The sequence below is a fragment of the Paenibacillus koleovorans NBRC 103111 genome, assembly GCF_004000845.1.
GTDB lineage: Bacteria > Bacillota > Bacilli > Paenibacillales > NBRC-103111 > Paenibacillus_AA > Paenibacillus_AA koleovorans.
In genome coordinates this window covers 34,049-57,451 of the sequence record NZ_BIMA01000041.1, presented here as the reverse complement: position 1 = coordinate 57,451, position 23,403 = coordinate 34,049, and the positions used below count along the sequence as shown (strand labels likewise).

The window sequence follows — 23,403 nt, the reverse complement described above, 5'->3', positions numbered from 1 at the left end:
GACGATCGAAGACTAAGCGCGACTATAGAAGAGGGGCTATCCGCAAGGTCCAACCGACCTTGTGGATAGCCCCTTTCGTTTGCTTCAAAGCCGGCGTACTCGCTGCTTGCCGCGTTGCCTCAGGCTCCAGCGGATCAGAAGAGGACCCGCCATGCTTCCCGCGCTCGCAATGAGAAAGGAGTGGACCGGCAACTGGATCGCATAATACAACGCCGTACTTGCGATAACGTCTACCCACACGATTTTTTTTATTTCGGACATCGGAATAACGACTATAATATACTCGGACTTCCCACGCATGCCTGACCTTTCCCCCGCTTCATCAAATGAGATGCCAACTCTTCATTGTATGGACGACACGATTTGTCCTATTCCGCCTGAACCAGACACAAAAAAGCCCCTTGCAGCTTTCGCAAATGCGAATGCAAGGAGCTCACTCAGCCATATCGAATGGTTACTTCTTATACTGCACGGCCTTGGAAGGGAGCGATTCACCGCTAGCGTTCGTCGCGGTGACTTTGTACCAGCCTTCATAAAGCAAGGCGTAATAATTCAGCTTGGTCGAGGTGGAAGACTGTAGAGCGTAATACTTCCCGGTTTCTTTATCGCTGTAGTAAACCGTATACTTGGACACTTTCTCTTCCGTCGCGTTCGCCGACCAGCTGATCTCCAATCCGGCGGAAGTCGGCTTCAACGCCACGTTGCGAGGGGCGGTCGGGGCTCCTTTGTTCGGCTGTACTTGCCCCCCCGAACCTGTCGATCCACCACCGGTCCCCGTTCCTGTGCCGCCGGTACCGTTGCCAGTGCCTCCTGTGCCGCCGGTCCCGCCAGTGCCGTTCGGTACGCCGAAGCCGTCGAGCGGCAGCAGATCGACCGAGTTGCCGTCACTGTAGACGGCGCGACTCGGAGCGGACTCTTTGCCGACGACATCCACAGCCGTGACATAATACCCGACAAGACCTTGTGCATTGACCGGCTTATCGCTGATCGAGGCTTCCTGCCCGATCAAGGCGACCTTGCCGTTCAACCGGTTGAAGCCGGTGCTGTCGGAAGAGCGATACAATCGATAGCCGACCAAGTCCTGGCTTGTGGAAGGCTGGAACGAGACCGTATACGTGCCGTCCGGCGAACGTTGAAGCGCAATCCCGCTCGGTGCTGCCGGCTTCTGGCCGTCATCCACGCGCGGATCTTCGGTATAAGCGGCGTCGTTCTGGTAATCTTGCGGGTAGTAGTGCCAAATGTCCTTGCGATTCTCTGCCGGCAGCTGCGGGAGAATGTCTTCGATTTCTTTAATAATCTGCGCGATCGGCTTCTGCCTGCGCACGACAAGCTTCTCTTGAACCATGTCCCCCGGGGTGTCCGCCTTGGGCAGGAAGACGAGGCCGTCGTAGGAGACGAATTTCTGATGAACGAGGACATTATCCTCTTCGATCGGCACGAACTTTTTGTTGAAAATATCGGTGTTCAGCTTGCCGGCTTTGACCGTTTCTTCGTTCGGAAGTTTGCCGGAATAGCCGGATACCGTCATTTCGACGATATTTTCCGGTTTCGTGTAAGCCGGTGTCACGAACAGATCCGGCTTGTTCTCGACCGTGGCGTTCATGACGAGCGACCATATTTTTTTGGCCCGCTGGGTGCCGCAGCCGATGCCGGTGCCGCAGCCCGTTTTGCTGAGCGTGTTGATCTGCTCGTCATAACCGGCCCATACGCCCAGCGTAACGTCCGGGGTGTAGCCCACGAACCAGGCGTCGCCGTCGTTCTGCGTAGACCCGGTTTTGCCGACGACCGGATACTTGTTGTAATATTTGAAGTCTCGTTTGATATCGGTTCCCGTACCGGCCGATACGACGGTGCGCAGCATGTCCGTAATCAAATACGAGGTTTCTTCGGAAAACACCGTCTCCGGTTTCAATTTATGCTCGTAAATGATAGTGCCGGAGGCGTCGGTTATTTTGCTGATCATAAACGCATCGTTGAAAATGCCCTTGTTGGCCAGCGTCTGGTAAGCATTCGTCATTTCCTCGACGGACACGCCCTGAGACAAGCCGCCGATTACGCCGGTCTGCGCATTGTAATCATCCTGCGTAATCGAGGTGATGCCCATTTTCTTGGCGTAGTCCCAAGCGGTGTTGATGCCGACGTCGTTCAAGTACAGCTTGATCGCCGGAAGGTTGTATGACTGGTTCAGCGCATGTCGCGCAGTGACCAGACCGTGGAAATCGCCGTCCCAGTTTTCCGGCAAGTGGAACTTCTTCACCCAGTCCTTCAGTACGAGGGGGACGTCGTCGATGATCGAAGCCGGCTGGAGGACGCCTTTCTCGATAGCAGGGGCATAGGCGGCGATCGGCTTCATCGTGGAGCCGGGCTGGCGCTTCATCTGCGTGGCCAAGTTCATTTGTTCGACGAAAAAGTCGCGTCCTTCGATCATACCCAGAATCGCACCGGTTTTGTTGTCCATCATCACACCGGCTATTTGCTCGATGCCCTTTACTTTATCGTCCGGCGTGAAGTTTTTCGGATTATCCGAAATGAGATGCATCTGGTCGTAAATCGTTTTGTCGATCGTCGTGTAGATATGATAGCCGCCCTGCAGCAACTGCTCGCGAGCGTCCTTGAGCGCTTCCGCATAGAGCTCCTGCTCCCGTTTCGTAGCGCCTGACTTAAGCCCGGGAGTCACACTTTTCAGCAGCAGCTCGGACGCTTGGCGTTCGGCTTCCAGCATCAAATAAGGATAAGTGTCGTACGCCCTCTCCGAAGAAGGGGCGAGCGAGGCTTGCAGATCGAACTGGAGCCCTTCGTCATATTGCGCCTGCGTCAGCTTGCCGGTCTCGAGCATCCGCTTGAGCACGAGCTCCTTGCGGTTGTTCGCCTTGTCGAAGCCGGTTTTGTCGAACTTGCCGCGGCTCGTGTAGGCCGAGAACACGCTAGGCGACTGCGGCAGACCCGCCAAGTAGGCGGCTTGGGCTACGTTCAATTGATTGAGATCGTCGATGTTGAAAATGCCTTTGGCGGCAGCTTTGATGCCGGATAAATTCGTTCCGTTCGACCCGTTGCCGTAAGGGATTTTGTTGAGATAGGCGAGCAAAATCTGATCCTTCGACATAAGCCGCTCCAGCCGCAGCGACAAGAAAATTTCTTTCGCCTTGCGGTTGTCGCTCTTGTCGAAGCTCAGGAACACACGGCGGGCGACCTGCTGCGTAATCGTGCTGCCCCCGGTCTGCACATCGGCGTTCGTCAGCTTCTGCGAAACCGCCCGGAACAGCCCTTTCATATCAACCCCGCTATGCTCGTAGAACCGGTCGTCCTCGATCGCGATGACGGCGTCGCGCATAAGCGCCGGGAGCTCGGACTGGCTGATCATGCGGCGGTCTTCATCCGAACGGAGCTGGCCGACCGGTGTACCGTCGTTGAAATAGACGAAGCCGGTAAGCGTGTTCTCGTCCATCCTACTCAATATGTATTCGCGGCTCCGCACCGGGTCGTCCTTCACGAGCGAGCTGACATAGCCGAATGCCGCGCCGGCACCCACCAGCAAACCCAACATGCCGATCAAAAAAGTCAGCTTGATGATCGCCAGCGTAAACACCAGCGTCTTGCGCAGCCTCGGATGACGTTTGAAAAATGATGGCTTTTTCTCTGATGATTCCTGTGGCATATGCAACCTCCTATCCTGCAAGTGTATTATACCATATTGCGGAAAAGCAGCCTATCCTGTCGAACCGCGTCCCATCTTGGGAGATGGATGGCAGGCCAGCATTCTCTTGATAGCTTGCGGTACGATTTTCCATAGTATTCGTGACCCGCTTATCGGATTGTGTACGTACAAAAAAGACCGTCCGAAAGGCCGGACGGTCTGGGGCTGCAGCTTAACGGCTGTAGAACTCGACGATTTGCTTCTCATCGATTTCTTGAGGCATTTCGGAACGGTCCGGAAGACGGATGAACTTGCCTTCCATAGCGCCTTCGTTGAATTCCACGTAGGCCGGCAGGAAATTGCGATTAGCCAATGCTTCCTTGATCGAGGATATCGCGCGGCTTCTCTCGCGGAGGCCGATTACGTCGCCAGGGCTGACGATGTAGGAAGCGATGTCGACTTTCTTGCCGTTCACGGTCACGTGGCCGTGGGAGACGAGCTGACGCGCGCCTGCACGGGAGTTGGCCAAGCCCAGACGGTACACGAGGTTGTCCAGACGGCTCTCGAGGAGCGCCATGAAGTTCTCACCGGCGATACCTTGAAGCTTGGAAGCTTTATCGAACAGGTTGCGGAATTGCTTCTCGCCCAAACCATACATGTGGCGAAGCTTTTGCTTCTCTTGCAGCTGGATGCCGTAGCCGCTCATTTTTTTGCGTTGGCCCGGACCGTGTTGTCCCGGAGGGAACGCGCGCTTCAATTCTTTGCCGGAACCGCTCAAGGAAATGCCCAGACGGCGGCTCAATTTAAACTTGGGACCTGTATAGCGTGCCATGTATTCATGACTCCTTCATCAATTAAAGTAGGATGGTTGAAATGGAAACACAGCCATCGCCGGGTGCCTGATTTTGTTTACAGAATCCGGAGGATTCATCTGCCAGGAATGTTCAGCCGCAGTCCTGTCAGCAACAAAATCAGTGAGGGTGACACCGGATCGGTTCGATACGCAGTCTTAATTCCACTCGACTTCTAATTTTATTAAAAGCGGGCGGCTGTGTCAAGCGGGTCCAATCATTCTGGGCGGTCCATTTTTGACAAAACCGCGTGGGATGGCGGTTGGTGCAGCATTTTGACGAATAATTTATGATGCAAAGAAAAAATATTACGTGTACTATAAGAGTATTGAAGTTTCGTAGAAGGAGCTTGCTATGGAAGAAGATCAACAAACAGCCGCTCCCTGGACGGATGCGTTTCATACCATGATCGACGAGCTCATGAATTTCGATTCCGAGGAGACGGGAACGGTTTCGCTGCTAGGTCCGGACGGAGCCGTATGGGCAATGCGCGACTTGAGGAGCGGCTCCTCCGGACGGCAGGCGGAACCGCCCATCGAGACCGAGCATGAGCCGGTGACGATCGTCATCGATTCGATCCCTATATCGCTTACATTGCAGCTCGGCGCTGGGAGGGCGAGAGACGCTCGCTTGTTGCTGCAGGCGATGGCGTCGGCGTTGACAGCCAAGGTGCGACTCACGCGGGAACGGAACGGGCTTGCTTCGACTGATGCCGCCCTGGAGCGTATGAATCAAGCCTTCGAACGGCAGAACACGCTGTTTTTGCTGACCAAGCGGCTGCATGAGCAGAACGATGTGAACGCGATTTTAACTGAATGGATCAAATGTCTGAATGCGCTGTATCCGGAGCTGGAGAAGAAGCTGTATGTGGCGCAGGACCATCTTTGTCCGGAAATTCCCGTCACGCCGCTCGTGCTGTATGACGACGACCATCTGTGCTCGCGGGCGTTCATGCAGGGCAAGCTCGTCTTCGAGGACGCCGACCGGAACGGCCGCTTGACGGCCGGCGTGCCTCTGAAAGGCAAACAAGGCGTATATGGCGTGCTTCAGCTAACGGAGTCATCGGCTGCGCTGTCCGGCGAAGACTGGGACTACATTTCGCTGCTGACCGATACGGCGGGGACCGCCTTCGAGAACGCCCAGCTGTTCGGCCAAACGGTACGTCTCGTTCAGGAGCTGCAGCTGATTAATGAGATTTCGCACCGGTTGAACCAGAGCCTGAAGCTGCAAGACATTTATCAGTTCGCGGTGGAGGAGCTGATGCAGCTGTTCCAGGCGGAGTTCGTCTGCATCCTCGAGCTGGACAAGCAGAAGAACGAGTTGGTCGTTAGGGCAAGCCGGCCGGAATCGTTCATGCGCGAGCGGGTGTCGCTCGATTACGGTTTCGCCGGACTCGTCATCTCGAAGAAGGAGCCGGTTATGCTGGCCGATTACCGGTCCGACTGTCCGGTGGATTCCGTGTGGATGAACGAGACCGAAGCCCGCTCCTTGTTAGCCTCCCCGATGATGGATCACGGCGAAGCGATCGGTGCGATTTTGGTCGCCCATCGGCAGCCGAACCATTTTTCCTACAACAACTACAAGCTGCTGCAAGTGCTGTCGACTCACTTCGGGCTGACGATCTCGAACGCGAACCTGCATGCCGAGATGAGGCGCATGGTGGCGACCGACCATTTGACCGGCTTATTCGCCCGCCACTACCTGGACGAGCACATCGCCATGTTCCAGAAACGCGACGCTTGCGGCTCGCTGGTGCTGCTGGACATCGATAATTTCAAGAAAATCAACGACTCCCACGGTCATCAGATCGGCGACCACGTCTTGATTCAAGTGAGCAAGGTGATCAAGTCTTGCATCCGGGACGGCGATATCGCCGCCAGATGGGGTGGGGAGGAGCTGGCGATCTACTTCCCCAAGGTAAGCCGCGAGCAGGCGGTTCACGTCGCAGAGCGCATCTGCAACAAGGTAAGGCTGGAGACGACCCCTCAGGTGACCGTATCCTGCGGAGTGTCCGATTGGGCCTGGAGCGATGCCAAGCTCAGCGTGGAGACGCTGTTCTATCGAGCCGATATGGCGCTGTACAAGGCGAAGCGATCCGGCAAAAATCAGATTCGCCAAGGATAAGCGTGCTGCATAACGACACTCCCATAGGAGACGCTAACGAAAAAGCGATTTCTATCCATTCGCGGGAGGCGTTGACAGCATGCTTTTTTCAATCTGGAAAGTAGGCGGCGCAAGAGTTGGGCATAACCGCAAACGGCTGGCAGCTGGCGGATTGATCGTCCTGCTGCTGGCGGCGGCGCAAGGTTGCGGCATTAGCGGCGGAGACCCGGGCGAGCTGTTCGACAACACGGTTTCCGGCTTGTCCGGCAAAGACAATTTTACGTTCATCGGCAAAACGCAGTCGTCCGTCAACGGGATGCCGCCGCAACCCGGAATTAACTTCAAGGGCACCGTGACCGGTCATAATCAAATGCAGATGCAAGTGCTGGACCCTGGCCGACAGCCAAGCTCCTCCGGCACGGTGCCCATGCAGGCAACGTCCGAGGCCGTCGTCTTCAATCGGTCGCAGGACAAATGGCTCGTAACGGAGGACGGGGCGAATGCGAATGCCGGCCAACTGCTGCGATTGAATCCGATGGTGCATCTGGAGCGGCTGAACGTGATGCAGAAGCAAGTGGACGCAGGTCGCAGGGCGGAGCAGCCGGGCGTGACGCTGCTGTCGGTGCATCCGGATGCTCGGCAGGCAACCGGCATGGTGACGGAAGGGATCGATGAGCAGCTGCGCGCGCTCGATACGGAGAAGAAGCTGGAGGAGCTGCGGAAGCAATTCCATTTGACGGACAAGCAAAAGGCCGCCATGCGCATCGAAGTCGAGGCGAGTCTGGCGGAAGCCAGAGGTTCGCTGGAAGAAGTGAAACGCAGCTTGCAGGCGGAGATGCAGTACGTTATTGGAGTGGATCGCAAAACGAATTTGCCGACCACGATGCAAGTGAAGACGGTCATGCATTATTCGAAGGGCGGTCAGCCGAAGGAAGAAACGTCGCTGGTCGAGTACGCATTCACGGATTGAGTGATAAGTGCTAGAATAAGGGGTGGTTCGTCCCTTACTACGAACAGCCTTTATTACTTCTTTTTATGAGGAGATGTGCCGTTAGCATGAGAGATCCCAGACTCCAAACGTTGGCCCGCAACTTGGTCAACTACTCGGTGGGCGTGAAGCCGGGGGAAAAAATATTGATCGAGATGATCGGCTCCGAGCGCGAGCTGGTCAAATGTCTGGTGGAGGAAGTCCACGCGGCAGGCGGTTATCCGTTCGTGGAGCTGAGCGATAAGTCCGTCCTGCGGTCGATGCTCGCTTCGATCACAGCGGAGCAGCTCGAGCTGTGGAAGGAGCTGGACTTGAACCGGATGGAGAAGATGGACGGATACATAGCGGTGCGTTCCGGCGACAATGTGAACGAGATGTCCGATGTACCTGGCGCGAAAAATGAAATGTATCAGCGGCTCTACTATAAGCCGGTTCATCTGGAGCAGCGTGTGAAGAAAACCCGATGGGTCGTTCTCCGTTACCCTAGCCCTTCGATGGCGCAGCTCGCCAACATGAGCACGGAAGCGTTCGAAAACTTTTATTTCGATGTATGCAACCTGGATTACGCCAAGATGGACAAAGCGATGGATCCGCTCGCAGACTTGATGGGGCGGACGGACAAAGTCCGGATCGTCGGACCGGGAACCGACCTCAGCTTCTCCATCCAGGGGCTGCCCGGCAAGAAATGCTCTGGCGAGCGCAACATTCCGGACGGCGAAGTGTACACCGCACCGGTGAAAAACTCCGTAAACGGGGTCATCTCCTATAACACGCCTAGCGTCTATGGCGGCTTTACATTCGAGAACATCCGGTTCCGCTTCGAGAACGGCCGAATCGTCGAGGCGACCTGCAACGATACGCAGCGCTTGAACGAGATTCTCGATTCCGACGAAGGCGCGCGGTATATCGGCGAGTTCAGCCTGGGTTTCAATCCTTACATCCTCAAGCCGATGAAGGACACGCTGTTCGACGAGAAAATCGCCGGCAGTCTTCACTTCACCCCGGGTCAGGCGTATGAGGAAGCCGACAACGGGAATCGTTCATCGATTCACTGGGACATTGTGCTCATTCAGCGGCCGGAGTATGGCGGCGGAGAGGTGTATTTTGACGACGTTCTGATCCGCAAAGACGGTATTTTCGTCATTTCTGAGCTGGAAGGCTTGAACCCGGAACGATTGAAATAAGCGATGCGGTCCATTTTGAAAAAAAGGCCAATCTTTCATTGCGTGGAACGAGCTTCCAAGTTATCATAGAGGAAACTACATTTTCTGGAGTCGGATCGATACCGCATCCGCTTCTTATGGAGGGATCTGTTATGTCAAGCGCCAACAACAGTGCAATCGTGGAAATTTCCCAAACGGCCAACAAATTCCGGTCTTCAATCGTGCTCCAACTGGAGAACAAGTTCATCGATGTGAAGAGCATTTTGGGACTGTTCACCACTCTGCTGGATAGCGGGTCCTACGAATTGCATGTGCACGGACCGGATGCCGATGAAGCCAAGCAAGCTATGCTGGACATATTCAACAAGCACAACCTTTCGATCAAGGTCGTTTCCGAATAAGGAGACCGAATACGCCAGATCGAATTGCGCAAGCATCTCTTCCTCCGGGAGAGGTGCTTGTTTTTGCATGCAAGCCCGCCGCTGCGGGCTGGAGGACATCTTCTCTTGTGTAAAGAGTCGATTTCGACTATCATAAGCATATAAGGCAGGATAAGCTTCGGGCAAAGGGGGAGATTTGATGTCGTCATCGGAAATCATGATTGGCTTGAATCAGAAGGCGCTTAGCCTTCTACAAGAAGATGCGGATCAAATTGAGAAGCTGATTCAGATTCAGATGGAAACGCTGACTAACCGCAGATGCCCTCTTTACGAAGAGGTGTTGGATACACAGATGTACGGACTGTCCCGGGAAATCGACTTTGCGGTACGGGCAGGACTATTGGCCGAGCCGGCAGGGAAGCAAATATTGAGCGAGCTCGAGCGCAAGCTGGCGCAGCTGTACGAAGCACTCGCCCTCAGCAAAAAGGAGTAGCCCCGATCGGGAGGCTGCTCCTTTTTTAACTCAATTCGGTTACACCAGGAAAAACGCGATGCCGAGGATGACATAGACGACCAAGAGCAGAAGGCCCTCGTACCAGTTCGTCGCCCCATCCTTGGAGATCGACTTGGCGATGAACGAGGCGACGGCGATGCCGACGAGCTCGTAGGTCGTGAAGACGATGTTCATCGTCTCGCCGAGGAAGAAGCTGATGATGACGAGCACAGGCGCCACGAACAAGGCGATCTGCAAGCTGCTGCCGATGGCGATCTCGACGGCGGCGCCGATCTTGTTCTTCATCGCGAGCATCACGGCGGCGCTATGCTCAGCGGCGTTGCCGATGATGGCGATCAGGAACGCCCCTACGAACAGCTCCGATAAGCCGAAGCGGTGCGTGAACTCCTCGAGCGTGCCGACCAGCCATTCGCTGATAAAGGCGACCATCACCGTAGCGAGAATCAGGAACAGGATCGACTTGTTCCGGGACCAGGCGACATCATGCTCGTCCGGCTGCTCGGTCGGGTCGGTCAGCTCGTTTTTGTGCGTCACCATCGAGAACAGCAGCCAAGTCAAATAAGAGACGATCAGGATGCAGGCGACGATGATGCTGAACATGTCTATTTCCTTCGTCGTCAAGCTCTTTGAGAAGATGGCCGGGATGAAGAGGGCGATGACGGCCAGGAGCATAAGCGAAGCGTTGCTGCCCGCCATCATGACGTTGAATTTCTGGACTTTGAACTTCAGCCCCCCGAGAAACACGCTGAGGCCCAGAACGAGCAGCAGGTTGCCGAGAATCGAGCCGGTGATGCTCGCCTTCACCATATCGAACAGGCCGTCCCGGATCAGGAAGATGGCGATGATCAGCTCGGCCGCGTTGCCGAACGTGGCGTTCAGGAAGCCGCCGATCCGTTCCCCCGCATAATGCGCTACCCCTTCCGTCGCTTTGCCGAGGAACCCGGCGGCGAATACGATCGCCACGCAGCAGGCGAAAAACTGAACGAGGCTCGCCATCCCCGTGTAATGCGCGATTCCGCTGAAGCCGAAGCTGGCGATCAGGATCGTAAAAAACAATTTCTGTTTCATCGGGCATCCTCCCTAAGCATAAGCCGCCATTTCATCCCGTGACGGTTCCGTATGTAAAACATTCCCTTTCCGCAGGAAACCTATTCTACTATACTGGAAATTTTTCCGCTTGAAAAGGGTCGTTTTCCCGGGCGCTTAGGTCTTTGGGACAAGTTGCTTTCCTCGATCGAACAAATTACAATATAGCTATAATGTGGAAGGAGTGAGCGCAATGTCCGTTGACCAACAAACCGGTACGATCCGTATATCCGATGACGTAGTGTCCACTATCGCCGGACTTGCGGCCCTTGAGACTTCAGGCATAGCAGGCATGTCGGGCGGCATTTCCGAAGGTCTGGCCAAGCGGTTGAGCGGGAAAAACGTGCAGAAGGGCGTCTCCGTCGAAGTAGGACAAGTGGAGGCGGCGATCGATCTGCGCGTCATCATTCATTACGGGATGAAAATTCAGGATGTCTGCCGTTCCTTGCAGGAAAATGTGAAGGAAGCGGTGGAGAATATGACGGGGCTCACCGTCGTGGAAGTGAATGTGAAGGTGGAAGGCGTCGCGTTCAAGGAAGAGGAAATTGAAGAGGCCGTACCCCGGATCAAATGATAGCCTGGAGATAAGAAGAGGCTGCACCGCATGGTGCAGCCTCTTCTTATCGTATTAAGCGCCAGAACCGAACGTCAGCTGATAAAACCAAACGTCCTGCCAGGCGTCAAACTTATAGCCGACTTTCTTGAACGTGCCTGCGAACTCGAAGCCGAACTTCTCGTGCAGCTTGACGCTGGCCTCGTTCCCGCCGGTAATGCATGCCACGATGACATGGAACTGGCGCTGCCTCGCCTCGTCGATGATCGCCTGCAGCAGCCGAGTGGCGATCCCTTTGCCATGATACCGTTCGTCAATATACACCGATAGTTCAGCCGTACGGTCATAGGCGGGTTTGGCGCGGAAGGAGGTCAAGCCGCAGTAGCCGACGACCGTGCCGTCGCATTCCGCTGCTAAGAGCGGATACCGCTCGCCGAATTGCCGGAACCAGACGACCCGCTGCTCGAGTGTCTGAGGCTCCAGGTCGAACGTGGCGGGCAGATGGATAACGGCATAGTTGTAAATATCGAGCAGGGCGGGCAAATCTTCTTCGGTGGCGTAACGGATAACCGTCTGCATGGTGAACCCAGCCCTTCGATAATATTAGCCGGAGACGAATTTTCGTTTGTCCCGGTCTGCTTTGTCCGGCTTCTCCGGCTTGTCCGGTTTATTGTACTCGCGAGAAATGCTGAGCAAAATGCCGATGCTCGCCATCATGACGATAAGCGAGGAGCCCCCTGCGCTGATGAAGGGCAGCGTCACCCCCGTCATCGGAATGGCGCCGGTCACCCCGCCCATGTTGATGAACGCCTGGATGCCGATCAGCCCGACGATGCCGATGCCGACGAGATTCCCGAACGTGTCGGTGCTCCGCAAGGCGACGATCAGCCCGCGCCAGATGAAAGCCAGATAAAATAAGAGGAAAATAACCGTACCGATAAAACCCAATTCTTCTCCGATGATGGCGAAAATAAAGTCGTTATGCGCTTCCGGCAAATAATGAAGCTTCTGAATGCTTTGGCCGATGCCGGCGCCGGTCACTTCCCCGTGCCCGAAGGCGTACATCGACTGCACGATCTGATAGCAGGAGCCTTGCGAGTCCGACCAAGGATTCATATAACAAGAGATGCGGTCCATCCGATAGCTCGTCGAATCGGGGGTCAAGGCGTAGAAAGCCAAACAGACGCAGCCTACCAACACGACCGCCGCCGAAGCGCTCAACACGAAGCGTATATTGGCGCCGCCTACGACGATGACGAGCGAGGCGCACAGGACGAGGATCACCATAGAGCCAAAATCCGGCTGCATCATGATTAGACCGGCGACGAGGGCAACGATCAGCACGGAAGGGAGCAGCCCTTTGCTGATGTGGCGGGCTTTCTCGCCTTTCTTGTGGATGAGCATAGCCAAGTACAGAATGACGGCCAGCTTCGCGAACTCCGAAGGCTGCAAGCTGAAGCCGGCGAAATTGAACCAGCTCTTCGCCCCGTTCACTTCGTTGCCGATGAACGGCACGAGCGCCAGCATGATCAGCACAACCATGAAAAACGGCCGGAGCAGCATGCGGAGCTGATTCATAGGGATATTCATAAGAAAAAACATGCCAATCGTGCCCAGTACGGCAAAAATGGCTTGTTTCTTCACGACGTAAAACGCATTGAAGTTGTATTCCTTGGACGAAATGGCGATCGCAGAGCTGGCGCTGAACACCATGACCAGACCGAAGCCGACCAAGAGGAAAGTAAGCAGCAGAAGCAGGAAATCCGGCGTTCCTCTGCGTGTTGGCATGGGCAGCGCCCCTTATTCCGAGAGAAGCTTCTTCAGCTCGTTCAGCTTCTGGTCGGCGATTTTCACCACGGGAGCAGGAACAGGAGAGGCATAATCAAGACCGTGCGGGAACGTAGATACGCCTAAGTAGACGCTCTCGATAATAAGAATCGCGTACGGCGATTCCAGGCGGCCTTCTACGGCGCGCGTGTTGATTCGCAGGAAATATTCGGATTTCTCATGTTCGATTTTCAGATCATATGTAGCGCGATAGTATTCCCATTGCCAACGAACGAAGCCGAGCTTAGTCGAAGACTCGTCCAAATGACGCAAGTCGCTTTTCACGGAATTCAAACCGGTATTCTCAATAATCACAGGTTAACCCTCCTGAGGTTCAGATGTCTTTATTCATGATAGTATGTTTCCCGAAGTTGTGCAACCCTATATAGGCATGGCAAATGGGAACATTCCGTGGCGGACGTTACCAGGAACTCGCAGGAATCGGACGATGACGCTCCGGGCAATTTAAGGCTGTACGAAACCAAATCAGTCTGCCTGACGGAGGGATAGCGGATGAAAAAAATACGCGATATTATGAGCACCGACTGCGTAACGGTAACGCTCCAAGACAATGTGTTTGAGATTGCGCTCAAAATGAAACAAAACGATATCGGCTTTATTCCGGTCGTGGACGGGGACAAGCTGATCGGGGTCGTCACCGACCGCGACCTAGTAGTCCGCGGCTACGCTGAGAAACATTCCGGCTCGACGGCGGTCAAGGAGGTCATGTCCGAGGGCTTGACCACCGTATCGCCGGACACGTCCGTGGACGAAGCGGCCAAGATGATGGCCAGCCACAAAATCCGCCGGCTGCCGGTCGTGGAGAACGGCAAGCTGATCGGAGTCGTGGCAATCGCCGACTTGGCCGTTCGCGAGATCTTCGTCAACGAAGCGGGCGAAGCGCTAAGCGATATCTCGGAGAACGTCGATCACGGCGCAGCCGTGCACTAACGGTAAGGACCCGGTCCGGAGCAAGCCTCTGGATACGGGTCTTTTTCATGAAGCCGGCGAATAATGACCTTTGTCAATCACGAGCCTTACGGAACCCGGCCGCCGTCGCCTCCGCCTCCGTGCAGAACATTTGCTCCGCCTTCGTAACTGCGTAGGAACGACCGCCAGGAACATGGTATATTTTCTCCTTCCTGGAGTTGATGTTTCCTTTAACCTGTGGATTGGCGCATGAGGGTGGAGGTCCCGAGGCTGATTCGTCCGCCCACAAGCCTATCCGGTTTTCTCGAGCGCGGCGCTCCAGCTCCACGAATTTTTTCTGAAACATGACGTTCGGAGGGACGGTCATCGTATTCGCGTACCCTTCGACCAGCAGCGTCTCATTATACATCTCCGTTTTTCCCGCCAAAAACACGTAGCGCAGCAAGCGGCTGTATGTATCTTTGTCGCCTGCGTCCCGGAACATGTACACCATCCGGCCGGTCAGCGCTTGTTTCGTGTAGTTGCTCGCCTCTTTTCCATAACGCTCGACCGGACTGTTCGGTTTGACCGTCTCAGGCGTATTGACGCCGATCAACCGCACTTTGTCGCCTTCCATCGTTTCGAACGTATCGCCATCCACCACACGCTTCACCTCGGCCTTCGTCCAGGGCTGATCGGCCAACTGCGGATAAGCTTGCACGATTGCAGCGATGTCGGAGTCGGGGTTTACGCTTGCGCTTTGGGCTGAACAGCCGATAACCAGGATTGCCAGAAGCACAATCGCAAGAAAACCGGAGGTACATCTCTTACTACTCATCTTGTCACCTCATCCCATCTCAGTTTCGTCACTTTCGGCTCGGGCTTCATTATACACAGGGTTTAAATCGGATTCCATCCTTTCATACTAAGAGTATACCAATCGCTGTGGAAGGAGCGCTGATTGCAAAATGAAATATTTCCCGGAACGCCCGCTGCTCGTCCAGAGCGACTCGACGCTGCTGCTCGAGACGCATCATGATGATTTCGAGCAACTGAGCGAGGAATTGGGCAAGTTCGCCGAGCTCGTGAAGGCGCCTGAGCATCTGCATACTTATCGATTAACTCCACTCTCGCTGTGGAATGCCGCCTCGTCGGGGCTTAGCGCGGATCAAATCCTGTACGTGCTGCGGGGCAACAGCAAGCTGGAGGTGCCGGGCCAGGTGCAGAATCATATTCGGCATTACGTGGCCCGCTATGGGCTAGTGCGCATGATCGCCCGCTCCGACGGGACGATGGCGCTGGAATCGGATGATCCGGCCGTGGTCAGTGAGCTTGCTCACTTCACGACGACACGCGCCTTCTTCATCGGTCAATCGAACGAGCTGACGATCGAGTTTGACCCGGCCTATCGCGGAGTGATCAAACAGGAGCTGATCAAGCTAGGTTACCCGGTAAGCGATTTGGCCGGCTATCATGATGGCGAGCGGCTGCCGATGCGGCTCAAAGAATTTACGGGAAAAGCGCCGGCGGCGCCGATGCCCGGCGGTGCATTTCGCTTGCGCGACTATCAGCGGGAAGCGGTCGACGCGCTATGCGCCGACGGCCGACGGCATGGCGGCAGCGGTGTCGTCGTTCTGCCGTGCGGCGCCGGCAAAACGGTCGTCGGTATAGCTGCGATGGCCCGCTTGCAATGCGCAACGCTCATTCTGACGACGAACGTGGCCTCGGTGCGGCAATGGAAAAGGGAAATCGAGGCGAAAACCGATTTGCCGAAAGACGCGGTAGGCGAGTATAGCGGTGCCAGCAAAGAAGTGTGTCCGGTCACGATCGCGACCTATCAGATTTTGACTCATCGGCACCGCAAGGACGAGCCGTTTTCGCATATGCGGCTGTTCACCGAGCGGGATTGGGGGCTCATCGTCTATGACGAGGTGCATCTGCTGCCGGCTCCCGTCTTCCGGGTGACGGCGGAGATTCAGGCGACAAGGCGGCTCGGGCTGACCGCCACCCTCGTACGCGAAGACGGCTGCGAGGAGGATGTGTTCTCGCTCGTCGGGCCGAAGCTGTACGAGGCCGGCTGGAAGGAGCTGGAGCGCGAAGGCTGGATCGCCAAGGTGCGTTGCACGGAATTGCGCGTCACCATGCCCAGAGAGGTGAGGGAGGCTTATATGACGGCGGAGAACAAGGCCAAGGCGCGGATCGCCGGCGAAAACCCGAACAAGCTGAACGTCATCCGCCAGCTTATGACTCGTCATGATCGGGAGCCGACGCTCGTTATCGGCCAGTACTTGGATCAGTTGAAGCATATTTCCGAGGAGCTGGAGGCGCCGATGATATCCGGCGAGATGCCGCATAAGGAGCGTGATCGGCTGTATGCGCAGTTTCGGGAAGGGGCGATCCGGACGCTTGTCGTCTCCAAGGTGGCGAATTTCGCCATTGACTTGCCGGACGCCAGGGTAGCGATCCAAGTGTCGGGCAGCTTCGGCTCGCGGCAGGAGGAGGCGCAGCGATTGGGACGTATTTTGCGGCCGAAGGCGGACAATGAAGCGTTTTTCTATTCCCTGGTGTCCGAGGAATCCCGGGAGCAGGAATTTTCCATCCACCGCCAGCTGTTTCTCGTTGAGCAAGGGTATCGTTATGAGATTAGGCAGGCGGCGGCCGGTACAGGAACAGGAACAGGTGCAAGTGCAGGGGAATCATTCGAACAACAGGGACAAGGAGCTGCAGCTGAGTGAAACGATCGCAATTTATTGGCAAGCTGCCGGAGGCGTTGGCCGAAGAGATCCGGGACTATGTGCTGGACATACCAGGGGTGTGGTCCGAAGCCCGTGTGGACTTGTCGCTGGAGGAGCTGCTTAACGACCGCGAGGTGCTGGAACGAATGTTTCAATCGCTGCGGGAAACGGAAATCCGGACGTTGCGCTTGATCTTGACCGGGTTCGCCGGTGAACCGTTCGACGAAGCCAGGCTCGTCAAGGCGGGCCGGGAGCAGCTATCCGGTGCGGCATTGAAGGTGGGCTTGAACCGATTGTGCCGCAAAGGCGTCGTCTTCACGCTGCGCAAAGCGTGGGGCGAGCAGCTCTATATGCTGCCGACGGATCGGATCGGCCTGTGGGCCGGGCTGCTAGCTCCGTTCGAGGCGGAGTCCTATCTCGCGGAGGAAGGGGCGACCGTCGTTCCGCTGCGGGAAGAGCAGCCTGTTCCTCCGGCGCGGCTGTTGTCCTTGCTGGCCTATGCCGAGAGGGAGGGGCTGCCGCTTACGCAGAAGGGTACGCTGGTCAAACGTACCGTCACACGGCTGCAGCAGCTGCTCGGCGTTGACGGGAGCGTTGGAGCGCGTCCCCCGCTGCTTCGTTACAAGGGCGAGGAGGCATACCCGTTTCCGCTTGCGGCGGTATTGGATGCGGCACTGAGGCTCCAGCTGTTGCATGCCGATGCCGAGTGTTATCGATTGAACGAGCGGATGCTGGCGGAATGGCTCAGTCTCAGTGAAGCGGAAATGAACCGGCAGCTGTACGGACTGTTATCCGATTTGCTTCCTCCGCCGGCCGATCCGATGATCCGAAACGTGATCGCCTGTGCGGAGGAGCTTCCGACGGACCGTTGGTTTCGGCCGGAAGCGATAAGCGCAGGTCTCGTGGAACGCGGGCTGACAGGTGCTGGAGTCGGCCCCGAGCCGGACAAGCTGCTCGTGGAATGGCTGAAGCCGGCGGAAGCCTTGGGCTTCCTGGAGCTCGGCAGGGCGGAGGACGGCGGCTGGCTGGCCCGTTGGAGGCTGCCGGCATCAGGGACCGAGCGCCAATTGGCGGAATCCATCGACACTACAACGACCATCACCGGCACCTCGACTATGGGGCAAAAAGCGGTATTTATCCTGCCGGACTTCGAGATCATCGTCCCGCCCGCGGTGCCCTATTCGATTCGTTGGGAGCTGGAGCGGCACACGGAGCTCGAGCAGCCCGGAGCCGTATGCCGCTATCGGCTGACGAAGGAGCGGATCATCCGCTCGCTTGAGCTGGGGGCCGACGGCGCACGGATCCTCGAGCTGCTGCATGACATCGCCAAATACGGCGTTCCCGAGCCGGTCGAGTATACGCTGAAGGACTGGATTGCGCAGTACGGCCGCACTTCCATCGAGTCAGCCGTACTGTTCCGCTGCCGGGATGAGGCGACGGCGGAGGAGATGGAGGTCAATCCGAAGCTCCTCCCTCATTTGCGCGAGCGGCTCGGGCCGCTTGTCTGGCTTGTAGAGCCGGGAGCGTCGGACTTGCTGCTGGAACAGCTGCAGATGAACGGGTACATCCCGGCTCAAGCAAATGCTGGCACGAATGCCGCCGATGACCCCGTTGCAACGGCATCCCAGATGCCATTCCCTGCAGATTCCATACAAAATATGGTCGCGGAACCGGCCGGGCTTATTTACTCCAGGCAATCCGTGCAGTATTATGATATTGAACGGACCATTCCGCCGACTGAGGAGCTGTATCCAGGGTTGACGGAGGTGCCGGGCATCTGGCTGAAGGAATGCAGAGCTTACCATGCGGCCACCCGCATGGATATGATACGCAAGGCGTTGGAATGGAAGGCGTCCGTCCGCTTGCGTCAAGGTGGACAAGATCGGGTGCTCGTTCCCGAGAAGGTTGAAGGCACGAAGGAGCGATGGCAAGTCCTGGTCCGCCATGAAGCGGGCGAAGCTACGCTCGGTCCCGAGCAATGGGACGAGATGCAGCTAGTGCTCCCGGGCATCAACGACGACGTCTGATCCGTTCCGCGCGCGAGCGAGGAGGGATAACGCGCAATGGACACCATGCTGATGGAAACCGGCACGCTCGATTTATCGGAGCTGCTCGCGCAAGCCTACGAGGTAGGCGATATGATTAACGGCTCCGCCGAAGTGGCGGATTACGCATATTGGAAACGGGTAGTCGAGGCGGATGCCGACGTGCAGGCGGCGGTTCTCCGCTTCGAGCGGACGAAGGAGCGCTTCGCCGAGACCGAACGCTTCGGACACTACCATCCGAACTACCATGAGGCGCTGGACGAGGCGAAGGAGGCCGAGCTGGCGCTGGAATCGTTCGAGTCCGTCCGCCGCTTCAAGGAAGCGGAGGCGAAGCTCGACGATCTGCTGTTCACCGTGTCTCAGACGATCGCTTTTGCCGTGTCGGAGGACATTAAGGTGCCGAGCAACAACCCGCTCCCGACCAAGGGCTGCGGATCGGGCGGCAGCTGCGGCTGCGGCTGACCTATAACGAAGGCCTGCGGTTATTCCGCAGGCCTTAAGTCCAAGTCGGGGACGATCGCCCCGACCTGATCGCCCGCCCAGTTGCGCACGGGCGGGGTATGGAATTCGCGGAGCGCCTCGAGCTCCGCCGCAGTCAGCCAGTCGAGCTGGCGCAGCGCCTCGACGACGGCGGGGTAGAGGGCGCGCTGCGCGCCGTCCTCGACCTTGACCGCGAGCGCTTCGCCGCGCTCGGGGGCGCTCACGGCAAAGACGCCTTCCGCGCCCATCTTGCCGACGAGGCGGCCGCCCGTAGCCTCGATGAGGCGCGTGTCGAAGCGGCCCGTGCCGGCGAGGTAAAACGGCGCGGCGCGCAGCGCCCCGAGCAGCTGCCGGCACGCCGCTTCGCGCGTCTCGGGCACGAGGCCGTCAGGCCGCCCGAACACGGCGAACGCCCGCGCGAGCGCGGCGAGCGGCAAGCCGAACACCGGCACGCCGCAGCCGTCCGTGCCGAGGGCGATGCTCGCCGCGGGGACGCCGCTCATCGCGGCGACCGCTTCGAGCATATGCCGCTGCACCGGATGCTCCGGTGCCATGTAGCCCTCGAGCGGCGCGCCTAGACGCAGCGCGAGCGCGAGCATCCCGCTGTGCTTGCCGGAGCAATTGTTGTGAAGCCGAGTCGGCCGCTCGCCGGATGCTTTCATCCGGTCGGCCTCCGGCTCGTAATAAGGATAGTGGGGGCCGCAGCCCAGGTCGTGGACGGTGACCCCCATCTGTTTAAGTAAGCGCTCTACCGCTTGAATATGGGCGGGTTCCCCGTTATGGGAGGCGCATAGCAGGGCGAGCTCGTCGGGACCGAGCCGGTAAGCTTCGGCGGCGCCGGATTCCACGACGGGAATCGCCTGAAGCGGCTTGGCGGACGAACGGGCGAACGTCACCAGCATCGGATCGCCCAGACCGGCCAGGAGATGTCCGGAACGGTCGACGACCGCTGCGTGGCCGCGATGCTGCGACTCGGTGAGCGGGCCGCGGGTGACGCGAGCAAGCGGTGCGGAGATGGAAGACAGAGCAGCCATATGACGAATCATCACTCCTGGAATCGATTGCTCGGTACGGGATCATTACGGAAGGAGATCATCCATGTTTCCTGAACGCACCGGCCTTATAGTATGGGTCAACGACTTGAAAGCGGTCAAGCACCTGGAACGGTTCGGGTCGATCCATTATAGCTCGAAGCGCATGCACTATGTGGTCATCTACATGAACGCGGACAAAGTGGACGATGCCGTCAAGGCGATGCAAAAATACCCATTTGTCAAAAAAGTGGAGCGTTCCATGCGCAGCGAAATTCGGACCGAATATAATAGTAATGTACCTGATAAGTCCAAACTTTACACCTAGACGATCGACTACAGCAAGCTCCCGAGGCGATCCGTGGCTGGGGAGCTCTTTTTTTTTACGGAAAACTTCTAAAAGTCGCGCAATTCGCAATATTATATAGAAATCACAAAAATGAAGCAAATAATAATTGGAAAAAAATAAGAAATCGATTAAAATAAAGCTAACCTGCATTACATAGGGAGATAGACCTACTTCGAAGAGGGGGATGTTGGAGATGAAAGATAAGATGATGGATAGGTGGAGTACTTATGAACCGTTCTACGTTGTATTGGGCGATAAGAAAGTAGCTGACATTATCATTACGAACCATGCGCGTTCCCGTTGGGCCGACCGGGTCGAATCCGAGAAGACGGGCTTCGAAGACATCTGCTCTTTTCTGTGGGACCGCCTCAAGAAAGACCAGGTGCAGCCTTATTACAAAAATGAGAAAGACGTCTTTGTCGTCGAGGACGATTTGGTTATGGTCGCCGAGTTTGCGGTGCTCGAGAACGAATTCGATATCGCCGGCAATCCGCTTCATAAAATGATCGTAGTCACGTTCTTGGGCCGGATGTCGGAAGTAATCGAGCTTAGGGACCTTAAGTCCTATTACTCTTGGCTCAGGCATTCGCGTCGGATGACGCTGATTAAGAATAGCCGCAAGCGCAAGTAGGCTGCCAAAGCTGGAAAAGATTAGCCTGAGTTGCGGCGCGACCCGATCGGCTCCTTAATTGAACATTGGCTGTGGCCGGGCATGCAGGCGAACTGTATGCTTTTTTGCTTCGTACCGGCTTTTCTGGTGGAATGAATTGCAAACCGCGCCTTGTTAAGATAGATTATGTTTGTATCCCTTTTTTGACAATGGATTCGCAACGTTAATGAAAGCGGGAGGCCAGAAGCGAGTGGCGTTAAACTTTCACCAGCTGCACATCTTTTATACGGTTGCCGAGAAAGGCAGCTTCTCCATGGCCGCGCAAGCACTTCATATGACACAGCCGGCGGTGACGATGCAGGTCCAGGGGCTGGAGGATTACTTCGGCACGAAGCTGTTCCAGCGTTCGACCAAACGGATCGAGATTACGGAGGCGGGCCGCACCCTGCTGCCGTTCGCCAAGCGGAGCATCGAGCTGATCAAGGAAACGGACGTGGCGATGTCCAAGTTTACCCATATGGTAGAAGGCCGGCTGCAGCTTGGAGCGAGCCTGACGATCGGGGAGTATGTGCTTCCCCGGTTGCTGGGACCGTTTAGCCGCGAATACCCGAACATCTCGGTCAGCATGAAGGTCATCAACACGACGCAAATATTGGAAGAAATATTGAATCACCAGCTGAACTTCGGCCTCGTCGAGGCGCCGGTGCTGCATCCCGATGTGAGGACGGAGGTTGTGCTGAATGACGAGCTCAAGCTGATCGTTCCTTCGGATCATCCCCTCGCGCAGCAGGACAAGGTGATACCCGAAGATTTGCTTCACTACCCGTTCATACTGAGAGAGCAAGGCTCCGGCACCCGCCAGGTGATGGAGAAGGAACTCGAGCGAGTCGGGCTGGGTGCCGGCCGGTTGAAGATCGTCATGGAGCTGGGCAGCACGGGGGCGATCAAGTCGGCGGTTGAAGCGGGACTCGGCATCACGGTGTTATCCCCGTCCTCTGTGAAGCACGAGGTGGCGCTCGGGTTGTTCCAAGTGAAGACGATCGAGGGCGTTACGTTTACGCGGCATTTCTACTCGATTTACTTGCAGGCTACGCTGCTGCCGATATCCGCCGTGACGTTCCTGACGTTTTTGCGCGAAAAAGATTTGCAGGTTTGGCTGTAACAGGGGGCAACGCCACGTGCGGAGAAAAATTTCATCAAAAACAGGCGCGCGGTTAATGTTGGCTTAACATTGGATGGTTAGGATGAAGACGGAGGCATCGGCATGAGGAACGAAGTCGATTTGCATATGCACACGACCGCATCCGACGGCACGCAGCTGCCCGAGGACAATGTCCGGATGGCGAAGGCTGCCGGGTTGTACGGGATCGCCATTACGGACCACGATACGGTGGCGGGAGTGGCCAATGCGATTCTTGCGGGAGAGGCGCTTGGCATCCATGTGATCCCGGGCGTCGAGATCAGTACAGTAGAGAACGGGCTAGACATACATATTTTGGGCTATTATATCGATAGGACGGATTCGCTCTTCTTGAATCGGCTTCAACAATTGAGAGATGGGCGAGAGAGCCGCAACTTGAAAATCGTAGAAAAGCTGAACGCGCTTGGTATTGCGATCACGATGGACGAGGTGATCGCCCAGGCCGGCAAAGGAGTGCAGCCGGACGAATCGATCGGCCGACCGCATATCGCCGAAGCGCTTCTGAACAAGGGCTACGTCGGCTCGATCGCCGAAGCGTTCGACCGGTATTTGGGGCGGAACGGAGCGGCGCATGCGCATTCGCACCGGGTTACCTCGTTCGAAGCGGTCGATTGGATCCGGGAGGCGGGCGGCGTTGCGGTCGTCGCGCATCCTGGCTTGTACGGCAACGACTCGCTTGTGGAGCGAATCGTGCAGTACGGCGCCTCTGGCATCGAGGCTTATCACTCCGACCATTCGCCGGAGGAAGAGGAGCGTTATGCGGCGATGGCGGAGCGTCTGGGCTGCCTCGTTACGGCGGGTTCGGATTTTCACGGCGAGCGAGGCGGCCATGAATTCCACGCGCCTATCGGCTCCCGGCGCATCGGAGCCGATGTTTTGGAGCGTCTGCAAGCTTGCAGAACGCGCGAGCAACAACAATAGATAAAGTTTGGGGAGGACCAACT

General features: G+C 56.7%; 23 protein-coding genes. 14 read left to right on the top strand and 9 right to left on the bottom strand.

The genetic code is table 11. From position 1 onward, the window contains the following. Positions 1 to 84 precede the first annotated feature (84 nt). The 3 genes from PKO02S_RS15520 to rpsD all read right to left on the bottom strand — a co-directional run bounded on the left by PKO02S_RS15520 (position 85) and on the right by rpsD (position 4,466). Positions 85 to 300, bottom strand: a complete 216-nt coding sequence (locus PKO02S_RS15520; RefSeq protein WP_127584396.1) for a hypothetical protein — start codon at positions 298 to 300, stop codon at positions 85 to 87. 154 nt (positions 301 to 454) lie between these two features. Next, positions 455 to 3,655, bottom strand: coding sequence for a transglycosylase domain-containing protein (locus tag PKO02S_RS15515; RefSeq protein ID WP_127584394.1), 3,201 nt, complete (start codon positions 3,653 to 3,655; stop codon positions 455 to 457). 211 nt (positions 3,656 to 3,866) lie between these two features. Continuing rightward, complete coding sequence (gene rpsD, locus PKO02S_RS15510; RefSeq protein ID WP_127584392.1) at positions 3,867 to 4,466, bottom strand: 30S ribosomal protein S4; 600 nt, start codon at positions 4,464 to 4,466, stop codon at positions 3,867 to 3,869. A 373-nt stretch (positions 4,467 to 4,839) separates the two neighbouring features. Here rpsD and PKO02S_RS15505 point away from each other — a divergent pair, with 373 nt between their 5' ends. The 5 genes from PKO02S_RS15505 (at position 4,840) to PKO02S_RS15485 (ending at position 9,612) form a co-directional block, all read left to right on the top strand. Then, positions 4,840 to 6,609 (top strand): sensor domain-containing diguanylate cyclase, encoded by a 1,770-nt coding sequence (locus PKO02S_RS15505; RefSeq protein WP_127584390.1) that lies wholly within the window; start codon positions 4,840 to 4,842, stop codon positions 6,607 to 6,609. Positions 6,610 to 6,688: 79 nt separating this feature from the next. Then, complete coding sequence (locus PKO02S_RS15500; RefSeq protein WP_127584388.1) at positions 6,689 to 7,558, top strand: hypothetical protein; 870 nt, start codon at positions 6,689 to 6,691, stop codon at positions 7,556 to 7,558. Between the two features lie 86 nt (positions 7,559 to 7,644). Then, positions 7,645 to 8,760, top strand: a complete 1,116-nt coding sequence (locus PKO02S_RS15495) for an aminopeptidase (protein ID WP_127584385.1) — start codon at positions 7,645 to 7,647, stop codon at positions 8,758 to 8,760. A 131-nt stretch (positions 8,761 to 8,891) separates the two neighbouring features. After that, entirely contained in the window at positions 8,892 to 9,140 is a 249-nt protein-coding gene (locus PKO02S_RS15490) for an HPr family phosphocarrier protein (protein WP_127584383.1), read from the top strand. Between the two features lie 178 nt (positions 9,141 to 9,318). Then, positions 9,319 to 9,612 (top strand): Fpa/YlaN family protein, encoded by a 294-nt coding sequence (locus PKO02S_RS15485; protein ID WP_127584381.1) that lies wholly within the window; start codon positions 9,319 to 9,321, stop codon positions 9,610 to 9,612. A 39-nt stretch (positions 9,613 to 9,651) separates the two neighbouring features. On the opposite strand, the gene cax is transcribed toward PKO02S_RS15485, so the two are convergent. Beyond that, positions 9,652 to 10,701, bottom strand: coding sequence for a calcium/proton exchanger (gene cax, locus PKO02S_RS15480; protein ID WP_127584379.1), 1,050 nt, complete (start codon positions 10,699 to 10,701; stop codon positions 9,652 to 9,654). A gap of 211 nt (positions 10,702 to 10,912) precedes the next feature. Here cax and PKO02S_RS15475 point away from each other — a divergent pair, with 211 nt between their 5' ends. Next, positions 10,913 to 11,293: an Asp23/Gls24 family envelope stress response protein gene (locus PKO02S_RS15475; protein ID WP_127584377.1), complete on the top strand. Its 381-nt coding sequence runs from the start codon at positions 10,913 to 10,915 to the stop codon at positions 11,291 to 11,293. Positions 11,294 to 11,347: 54 nt separating this feature from the next. On the opposite strand, the gene PKO02S_RS15470 is transcribed toward PKO02S_RS15475, so the two are convergent. Genes PKO02S_RS15470 through PKO02S_RS15460 form a run of 3 tightly spaced genes read right to left on the bottom strand, consistent with a single transcriptional unit; the run spans position 11,348 to position 13,414 of the window. After that, positions 11,348 to 11,851 carry a GNAT family N-acetyltransferase gene (locus tag PKO02S_RS15470; protein ID WP_127584374.1) on the bottom strand — a complete coding sequence of 168 codons (504 nt, stop codon included), beginning with the start codon at positions 11,849 to 11,851 and terminating at the stop codon, positions 11,348 to 11,350. 24 nt (positions 11,852 to 11,875) lie between these two features. Beyond that, complete coding sequence (gene ftsW, locus PKO02S_RS15465) at positions 11,876 to 13,060, bottom strand: putative lipid II flippase FtsW (RefSeq protein ID WP_127584372.1); 1,185 nt, start codon at positions 13,058 to 13,060, stop codon at positions 11,876 to 11,878. 12 nt (positions 13,061 to 13,072) lie between these two features. Then, entirely contained in the window at positions 13,073 to 13,414 is a 342-nt protein-coding gene (locus PKO02S_RS15460) for a YugN family protein (RefSeq protein ID WP_127584370.1), read from the bottom strand. A 198-nt stretch (positions 13,415 to 13,612) separates the two neighbouring features. Between PKO02S_RS15460 and PKO02S_RS15455 the strand changes: the two genes are divergently transcribed. Further along, positions 13,613 to 14,050, top strand: coding sequence for a CBS domain-containing protein (locus PKO02S_RS15455; RefSeq protein ID WP_127584368.1), 438 nt, complete (start codon positions 13,613 to 13,615; stop codon positions 14,048 to 14,050). Positions 14,051 to 14,123: 73 nt separating this feature from the next. Here the strand turns inward: PKO02S_RS15455 and PKO02S_RS15450 are convergent, their stop codons facing one another. Beyond that, positions 14,124 to 14,846, bottom strand: a complete 723-nt coding sequence (locus tag PKO02S_RS15450) for a thermonuclease family protein (RefSeq protein WP_127584365.1) — start codon at positions 14,844 to 14,846, stop codon at positions 14,124 to 14,126. 130 nt (positions 14,847 to 14,976) lie between these two features. On the opposite strand from PKO02S_RS15450, the gene PKO02S_RS15445 reads away from it, so the two are divergent. The 3 genes from PKO02S_RS15445 to PKO02S_RS15435 are packed head-to-tail and all read left to right on the top strand — an operon-like array spanning position 14,977 to position 19,250. Continuing rightward, complete coding sequence (locus PKO02S_RS15445; RefSeq protein WP_127584363.1) at positions 14,977 to 16,743, top strand: DNA repair helicase XPB; 1,767 nt, start codon at positions 14,977 to 14,979, stop codon at positions 16,741 to 16,743. After that, positions 16,740 to 18,770: a helicase-associated domain-containing protein gene (locus PKO02S_RS15440; RefSeq protein WP_127584362.1), complete on the top strand. Its 2,031-nt coding sequence runs from the start codon at positions 16,740 to 16,742 to the stop codon at positions 18,768 to 18,770. The genes PKO02S_RS15445 and PKO02S_RS15440 overlap by 4 nt, the downstream gene beginning before the upstream one ends. 36 nt (positions 18,771 to 18,806) lie before the next feature. Continuing rightward, complete coding sequence (locus PKO02S_RS15435) at positions 18,807 to 19,250, top strand: YlbF/YmcA family competence regulator (RefSeq protein WP_127584360.1); 444 nt, start codon at positions 18,807 to 18,809, stop codon at positions 19,248 to 19,250. A 20-nt stretch (positions 19,251 to 19,270) separates the two neighbouring features. On the opposite strand, the gene PKO02S_RS15430 is transcribed toward PKO02S_RS15435, so the two are convergent. Further along, entirely contained in the window at positions 19,271 to 20,314 is a 1,044-nt protein-coding gene (locus tag PKO02S_RS15430; protein WP_246067047.1) for an asparaginase, read from the bottom strand. Positions 20,315 to 20,366: 52 nt separating this feature from the next. Between PKO02S_RS15430 and PKO02S_RS15425 the strand changes: the two genes are divergently transcribed. The 4 genes from PKO02S_RS15425 (at position 20,367) to PKO02S_RS15410 (ending at position 23,380) form a co-directional block, all read left to right on the top strand. Beyond that, positions 20,367 to 20,627 (top strand): YlbG family protein, encoded by a 261-nt coding sequence (locus tag PKO02S_RS15425; RefSeq protein WP_127584358.1) that lies wholly within the window; start codon positions 20,367 to 20,369, stop codon positions 20,625 to 20,627. A gap of 214 nt (positions 20,628 to 20,841) precedes the next feature. Next, entirely contained in the window at positions 20,842 to 21,279 is a 438-nt protein-coding gene (locus tag PKO02S_RS15420) for a hypothetical protein (protein WP_127584356.1), read from the top strand. A 229-nt stretch (positions 21,280 to 21,508) separates the two neighbouring features. Continuing rightward, a complete protein-coding gene (locus tag PKO02S_RS15415; RefSeq protein WP_127584353.1) occupies positions 21,509 to 22,420 on the top strand; it encodes a selenium metabolism-associated LysR family transcriptional regulator in 912 nt (303 codons plus the stop codon). Between the two features lie 102 nt (positions 22,421 to 22,522). After that, positions 22,523 to 23,380 (top strand): PHP domain-containing protein, encoded by an 858-nt coding sequence (locus PKO02S_RS15410; RefSeq protein ID WP_127584351.1) that lies wholly within the window; start codon positions 22,523 to 22,525, stop codon positions 23,378 to 23,380. Positions 23,381 to 23,403 lie beyond the last annotated feature (23 nt).